The 236-nt window shown below is 36.4% G+C and carries 1 protein-coding gene; it reads right to left on the bottom strand.

All coding sequences use genetic code 11. From position 1 onward, the window contains the following. Window positions 1–213, bottom strand: a 213-nt coding sequence (locus tag SB660_RS23760; RefSeq protein WP_486304230.1) for a hypothetical protein, incomplete at its 3' end; no start/stop codon positions are given. Window positions 214–236: the final 23 nt, after the last annotated feature.

Consider the following 236-nt stretch of genomic DNA (forward strand, 5'->3'; position numbering starts at 1 on the left):
TGCAGCTATTTTTTCTTTGAGTCCCATTCTATGAAAATTTCTATTTATATACGCAACAAGCTCCCAATCACAAGAACAGCTAAAATAACCTTTATCTTCATAGCACTTATGATGTATTTGACAACCTCTATCTAATACATCTTTTGGCGTACCAGAACCATGTCCAGGACCACACCAATTCCCCCAAATAGGTATCCCTTTTTTAGCATTCATTGTAGTGTTTGCTTGATAGTTCG

Origin of the sequence: Bacillus sp. SIMBA_005, assembly GCF_046535585.1 — a bacterium.
Lineage (GTDB): Bacteria > Bacillota > Bacilli > Bacillales > Bacillaceae > Bacillus > Bacillus pumilus.